This is a genomic window from uncultured Jatrophihabitans sp. (genome assembly GCF_964252635.1).
Lineage (GTDB): Bacteria > Actinomycetota > Actinomycetes > Mycobacteriales > Jatrophihabitantaceae > Jatrophihabitans.
The window spans coordinates 1-5,438 of sequence record NZ_CAXUNP010000082.1; the positions used below are offsets into that span (position 1 = coordinate 1).

Below are 5,438 nucleotides of genomic sequence, written 5' to 3' on the forward strand. Positions count from 1 at the left end.
GCGCCCGGGCGTGCTCGGGGCCTCGCCCATGCGCGGCGGCGGTCCCGGCGGCGGCGACGAGAGCGAGCGTGAGCGCAGCACGTGGCTCGAGGAGGACGACGACGTGTGGGGTGGCACCGAAGCACCTCCGTCGGTGATCACCTGATCTCTGCTTGACTGGTGCGCGGCATCGCCGCTCGCCGGTCAGACCTCGGAAAACCGATGAAAGGTTGTCATGCGCCACGGACGTAGACGGTCCGCGAAGCCGGCAGCACTGGTGCTGGCCTCTCTTGTCCTGGCGGCGTCCGGACTGGTGACGGCACAGCCCGCAGCCGCGCGCACCGTACCGAAGGGCGCGGCCTGGTACGGGATCTACCAGCTGCAGAAGGCCTGGAAGGTCAGCGAGGGCGCCGGGGTCACCGTGGCCGTCATCGACTCCCGGGTCAACACGGCGGTGGGCGATCTGCAGGGCCAGACCGTCACGCCGATCGAGCTACCGGGTTCCGACTCGGCCTATGAGACGTTGAAGGGCTACTCGCACGGCACCGACATGGCGGTCAAGATCGCCGGATCGGGAGCCGGCGGCGGCATGGTCGGGGTGGCGCCGAGGGCCAAGATCCTGCCGATCAACGTCGGCGCCGGCGGGGACCAGACCGTCTCGGACCTGTTGCCCAGCGCGATCCGCGCCGCCGTCAGCCGAGGAGCGCGCGTGATCAACGTCAGCCTCGGCTCGGAGTCGGCATGCAACCCGGCCTCGGAGGGCGCCGCGATCCGCTACGCCTACCAGCACGGCGTCATCGTCGTCGTCTCGGCCGGCGACGACCCTGGTGCCGTGGACAACCCGGCCAACTGTCCGGGGGCGCTGGCCATCGGCGGGGTCGACGCCGCCGGTAAGCGGTGGACGAAGACCCCGTCCGGGCCCGAGATCGACTTCGTGTCCCAGGCCTACGACCTGGTCAACGAGCAGCTGAACCAGACGCTCGGTGGCCCGTACCCCGGCAACTCCGGTACCAGTTCGTCCGCAGCGTTCGTGTCCGGCATGTTCGCGCTGCTGATCTCGCACTTCCCGCACGACTCGATGCGCCGCATCGTCGCCCGGGCGATCTACTGGACCCACACCGGGCGCGGTACCGCCGGCATCGACAAGCGGATCGACAACTACCTCGGCTACGGCGAGCTGCTGCCCTACCAGACGCTCACCCAGGACGTTCCCGCCAACGCCCCGAACCCGATCTTCGACGCGTGGGATCGCGACTTCGGTTCGGCCCGGTCGTCCTCCGGCAGTTCGTCGCACCCGTCCGCGAGCCCGTCGGCCTCGCCGACCGACGGCGCGAGCTCGACCGCGTCGGCTTCCGGCGGCAGCGGTGGCGGCATCTCCCCCGCCGCCGTCGCCGTGCTCGTGGTCGTCGTCGTCGTCCTGGCCGTCGGGGTCGTCATCATCGTCGTGCGACGGCGTCGCCCTCGGGCGACGTCGGGCCTCCCGCCGGCACCGCCTCCGGGCTACGGTAGGTAGCCGCCGTGGGCATCGAGCTGCCGGGCGAACTGACCGAACCGCTGGGCTGGATCGGGTTGATCTGGCCGCAGGCCGACGAGGACAAACTGTTCGAGGCCGGCCGGACCTGGTTGTCCTACGGCTCGTCCCTGCGCGGTCAGGCCCAGGCCGCCGACAGCACCGCCCAGAGTGTCTGGTCCGTACACGAGGGCGACGCGGTCAACGCCTTCCGCGACTGGTGGAACCACCAGGACGGGCCCGGCCCGAACCTGCCCGACAACGCCACCGCGGCCGAGCTGATCGGCGCCGGGCTGATCGTCATGGCCGGGATCACCCTGGCGCTGAAGATCCTGTTCATCGCCCAGCTGATCATCCTCGCCATCGAGGTCGCCCAGGCCATCGCGACCGCGTTCGCGACGTTCGGGGCCACCACCGCCGAGGTCCCCGGCTTCGTCGCCGCGACCCGGGTCATCTGCCGGGAAGCGCTGAACAAAGTCATCTCCATGGTCGAGAGCGAGATCGCCAGGCTGTTCGAGCAGGCGGCCAAGCTGTTCGAGAAGGTCGGCGCGAAGACCCTGGCCAAGGACACGGCCCGCATCGGCGAGAAGGTCGCCACCCGTTCGGCGCAGACCCGCGAGTTCGCCGGGCTCATCAGCAAGGCGGAGCGCGCGGACGTGCGCAGCCCGAAGGACGGCGCCGTGTTCTGGTCCGGGCGCGACGCCGACAAGGTCAGCATGCGCAACTACGCCGAAAGGAGCACCGACAACGGCGTCACCAGCACCACGCTCGAGCAGACCCCGGGCGGCAAGTACTTCGACGACCTGGACCTGTACGGCGAGAACAGCGGGCTCGTCAGCGACTCGCAGCGGGGCAAGATCTGGGGCCGGTTGTCGCAACGGTACGGCGAGAACGCCTCGGGCGACGTCACGGCCTACGTGCACGACGCGCGGCCCGACGGGTTCTGGAAGACCGAGGAGGTGCCGGCGCTCCGGGGCAACCGCGACGTCACCGGGATCACCGAGCGCGATCCTGTCGCGCCCGGAGGCCCGGCGGACACCAGGATCTTCGAACGGTGAGGCGGCAGTCCGCGCGGGTCGTGCAGACGGGGCCCGAGGGTCACGTCGGCCCGGTGCGCTTCCTCGACACGGTGACCGGCGCCGAGATGGTCACCACCGGTCCCGGGTCGCTGACCTACCACCTCGACAACCGGCAGGTGGAGATCCCGGTCGACTACGGACGGCACCAATCCCTGTCCGTGTACGGGGTGCATGACAACTGGGACGACGGCAGCCCGCTGACCACCGAGGAGCGTCGCAACGTGGCGGACATGCTGGTGCTCGTGGCCGAGCAGCGTGGGTGGAAGCTCGATGTGGTCTACGACCTGGTGACCGGGGAGAAACGGTGATCGTCGAGGAACTCGGCGCCCAGGCCGTGGCGCACGACAGCGGCGCCATCGTCGCCAGCGTGGCCCGCAGCGAGTTCGTCTACGCCCGGTCCGGGCGCACGCTGACGCTGGCCGTCGAGCCGCTCGACGTCTACTACGTGCGTCTGCCGGACCGTCCCGTGTGGAGCGACGGCGAGGCCCTGACCCCGGACGAGGCGCAACAGCTGCTGGCGGACGTCGCCGCGACCTTCGAGCACTGGGGTGAGCGCTGCGAGTTCATCCGACCCGACGACCCACGCATCCTGCGAACCCTCGACCAGCTCGTCACCTACATCCGGTCCGAGGCGCAGGCATGAGCGAGGTGGGGCCCGAGATCTTCGACGGGCAGCAGAGCACGCTGACGCGCCGGCAGGCCGATCGGATCTGGGACCGGATGAGCGCCCGCTACGCCGAGCAGGCGTCCGGGCAGGTGACGCTGTTCGCCCACGACGTCGTCGTCCCGAGCGTCTTCCTGCAACGGGACCTGCCGGCCCTGCGCGCCAACCCTGCGGTGACCAGCCTGCGCATCGTCGACCCGGCAACCGGCGACGAGCGGGTGCTCGCGAGAGGAGAGTTCTGATGACGACACCCGACCCGTTCGATCAGCTGTCGAGCGCACGGCACGAGGCCGGCGACGACGAGACGGTCTCCGCCGTCGTCGACGGCGCGGGCCAGGTCGTCGAGGTACGGATCGAGGCGAAGGCCATGCGCATGGACGCGGCCCGACTCGCCGTTGCCGTCACCGAAACCGTGCAGGCGGCCCAGCTCGCCGCCCGCGCAGCGCTGCCCGCCTCGGTGGGTGGGGTCGCTTCCCCCGACACCGCGTCGCTGAGCCGGTTGGCCACCGAGCTGGGTGCGAGCGCGCAGCAGCGGCTGACCGACATCTCGGCGACGCTCGACCGGCTGATCGCCCGCGACTCCACCGACAGGCAGGGCTGACGTGCCCGCCCCGATGCGGGTCACCCCCGAGTCCATGGCCGGCCAGGGTGCACAGCTGTCGTCGACCGGCGACGCGATGGCGTCCGGGCTGCAGGACCTGGCTTCGACGATCAACGGCGACGGCGCCCCGTGGGGCGGCGACGAGCAGGGCACCCTGTTCCAGGGGATCTACCAGGCGGTGCTCACCAAGGCGTTCACCGGCATCGCCTCCCACGTCGAGCAGGTGCGCTACGCAGGCCAGGCGCTGACCGCCCAGGCGAAGGGGTACGCGGGCACCGAGGACGGCCTGACCGAAGGCTTCACCTCGGCCGCGGGCGAGATCAGCGTCTGACCAGGGTTCCGCGCCCCGCGTCGGGATCGGCGACGGCGCCCGTGGCAGGGCCCCCGGGCCGTCGACGGGCGCCGCTGCGCAGGATGCCTGCCGCGACGCACGCCATCACGGCCAGCCCGATAAGGCCGAAGGCGAGCCCGAGCGCGACGTGCTGCAAGTTCCGGTCGGCCGGTTTCGCGGCCCGGGGCGCAGGCAGCGGCGAGGCCTTGGCCGACCGCGGTGCGGCCACGGCGCCGCCCTGCAGCGCGGTCACCGCCAGATAGGGGTTGACGATCCCGTAGCCGTACATCCGGTCCGGCACGTCAGCCGGCGGGGCGTCGGCCGTGGTCTCGAGACGGGAGCGCACCTGCCCCGGGGTCAGGCCGTGCGTAGCGGCGAGCATGAGCGCGACCGTGCCCGTGACGTAGGGCGCAGCGAAGCTCGTGCCGTCGGCGTTGAAGTAGCCGCTGAACGTGGCCGGCACGGGCACGTCCTTGCCCGGTGCCGCCACCGTCACGTACCCGCCGGAGCTGGAGAACTGCGCCACCGCGTCCTTGGTGTCGGTGGCCGACACCGCGATCACGTTGTCGAAGCTGGTCGAGTACGCCGCCGGGTAGGCCTTGCTCTTCGTCTGCTGGCCGTCGTTGCCGGCCGCGGCGACGAGCACGATGCCCGCCGTGCGGGCCGCGGACACCGCGGCGCTCAGCGCCGGGGTCGGGGTCGACACGGCCACCGAGATGTTCGCGACCTGGACGCGGTCGCGGATCGCGACCCGGATGGCGGCGGCGATGCCGTCGGCCGTGCCCGACTTGTCCTCCTCGGTGTTGGTCTGCTTGATCGGCACCAGCGTGACGTCGGGTGCGACGCCGAGGAAGGTGGCGTTGGCCTCGGGCTGCGCGGCGATGATGCCGGCGACGGCGGTGCCGTGGCCGATGCAGTCGCGGGTCGTTCGGTCGAAGGCGGGGATGACGCTCTGCCCGCGATCGTGGTGGATACCGCGCATCTGCTCGTTGGAGAAGTTGACGCCGCTGTCGATGACGGCGACCTTGACGCCGCGGCCGCGGGTCAGCCCCCAGACCTGCTGGAAGTCCAGTCGGCGCTGCGGCCAGGTGTCGCCGATGGGGGTGCCGGGCTTGACCCTGCAGTCGTCCGGCGCTGCCGCTCCGGCCGGGGCCGCCGCAGCCGCGCCGGTGAGCACCGACCCCGCCAGCAGCGCGGACGCGAGCAGCGCACGCGTCGTCCGGGCGGGCACGGTGCGGGCGGCTCGGCGGTGCGGGCGGCGGGGTGGGTCAGCG

8 protein-coding genes are annotated in these 5,438 nt (G+C 71.7%); 7 read left to right on the forward strand and 1 reads right to left on the reverse strand.

Annotation, left to right across the window (positions count from 1 at the left end; all coding sequences use genetic code 11):
* Positions 1-256: 256 nt before the first annotated feature.
* Genes ACFFCA_RS19615 through ACFFCA_RS19645 form a run of 7 tightly spaced genes read left to right on the forward strand, consistent with a single transcriptional unit; the run spans position 257 to position 4,164 of the window.
* Positions 257-1,492 (forward strand): S8 family serine peptidase, encoded by a 1,236-nt coding sequence (locus ACFFCA_RS19615; RefSeq protein WP_375487945.1) that lies wholly within the window; start codon positions 257-259, stop codon positions 1,490-1,492.
* A gap of 5 nt (positions 1,493-1,497) precedes the next feature.
* Positions 1,498-2,547 carry a hypothetical protein gene (locus tag ACFFCA_RS19620; protein ID WP_375487947.1) on the forward strand — a complete coding sequence of 350 codons (1,050 nt, stop codon included), beginning with the start codon at positions 1,498-1,500 and terminating at the stop codon, positions 2,545-2,547.
* Positions 2,544-2,876: a hypothetical protein gene (locus ACFFCA_RS19625; protein ID WP_375487949.1), complete on the forward strand. Its 333-nt coding sequence runs from the start codon at positions 2,544-2,546 to the stop codon at positions 2,874-2,876. The genes ACFFCA_RS19620 and ACFFCA_RS19625 overlap by 4 nt, the downstream gene beginning before the upstream one ends.
* On the forward strand, positions 2,873-3,211 hold the full coding sequence (locus ACFFCA_RS19630; RefSeq protein WP_375487951.1) for a hypothetical protein: 339 nt from the start codon (positions 2,873-2,875) through the stop codon (positions 3,209-3,211). Before ACFFCA_RS19625 ends, ACFFCA_RS19630 begins: the two co-directional genes overlap by 4 nt.
* Positions 3,208-3,474 (forward strand): hypothetical protein, encoded by a 267-nt coding sequence (locus ACFFCA_RS19635; protein WP_375487952.1) that lies wholly within the window; start codon positions 3,208-3,210, stop codon positions 3,472-3,474. The genes ACFFCA_RS19630 and ACFFCA_RS19635 overlap by 4 nt, the downstream gene beginning before the upstream one ends.
* The gene (locus ACFFCA_RS19640) at positions 3,474-3,833 is read left to right on the forward strand and encodes a hypothetical protein (RefSeq protein ID WP_375487953.1); all 360 of its coding nucleotides are present in this window, start codon (positions 3,474-3,476) and stop codon (positions 3,831-3,833) included. Before ACFFCA_RS19635 ends, ACFFCA_RS19640 begins: the two co-directional genes overlap by 1 nt.
* A 1-nt stretch (position 3,834) precedes the next feature.
* Positions 3,835-4,164, forward strand: coding sequence for a WXG100 family type VII secretion target (locus ACFFCA_RS19645; protein ID WP_375487954.1), 330 nt, complete (start codon positions 3,835-3,837; stop codon positions 4,162-4,164).
* On the opposite strand, the gene ACFFCA_RS19650 is transcribed toward ACFFCA_RS19645, so the two are convergent.
* A partial coding sequence (locus ACFFCA_RS19650; RefSeq protein ID WP_375487956.1) for a S8 family serine peptidase occupies positions 4,154-5,438 on the reverse strand: 1,285 nt, incomplete at its 5' end. The two genes, ACFFCA_RS19645 and ACFFCA_RS19650, sit on opposite strands and share 11 nt — an antisense overlap.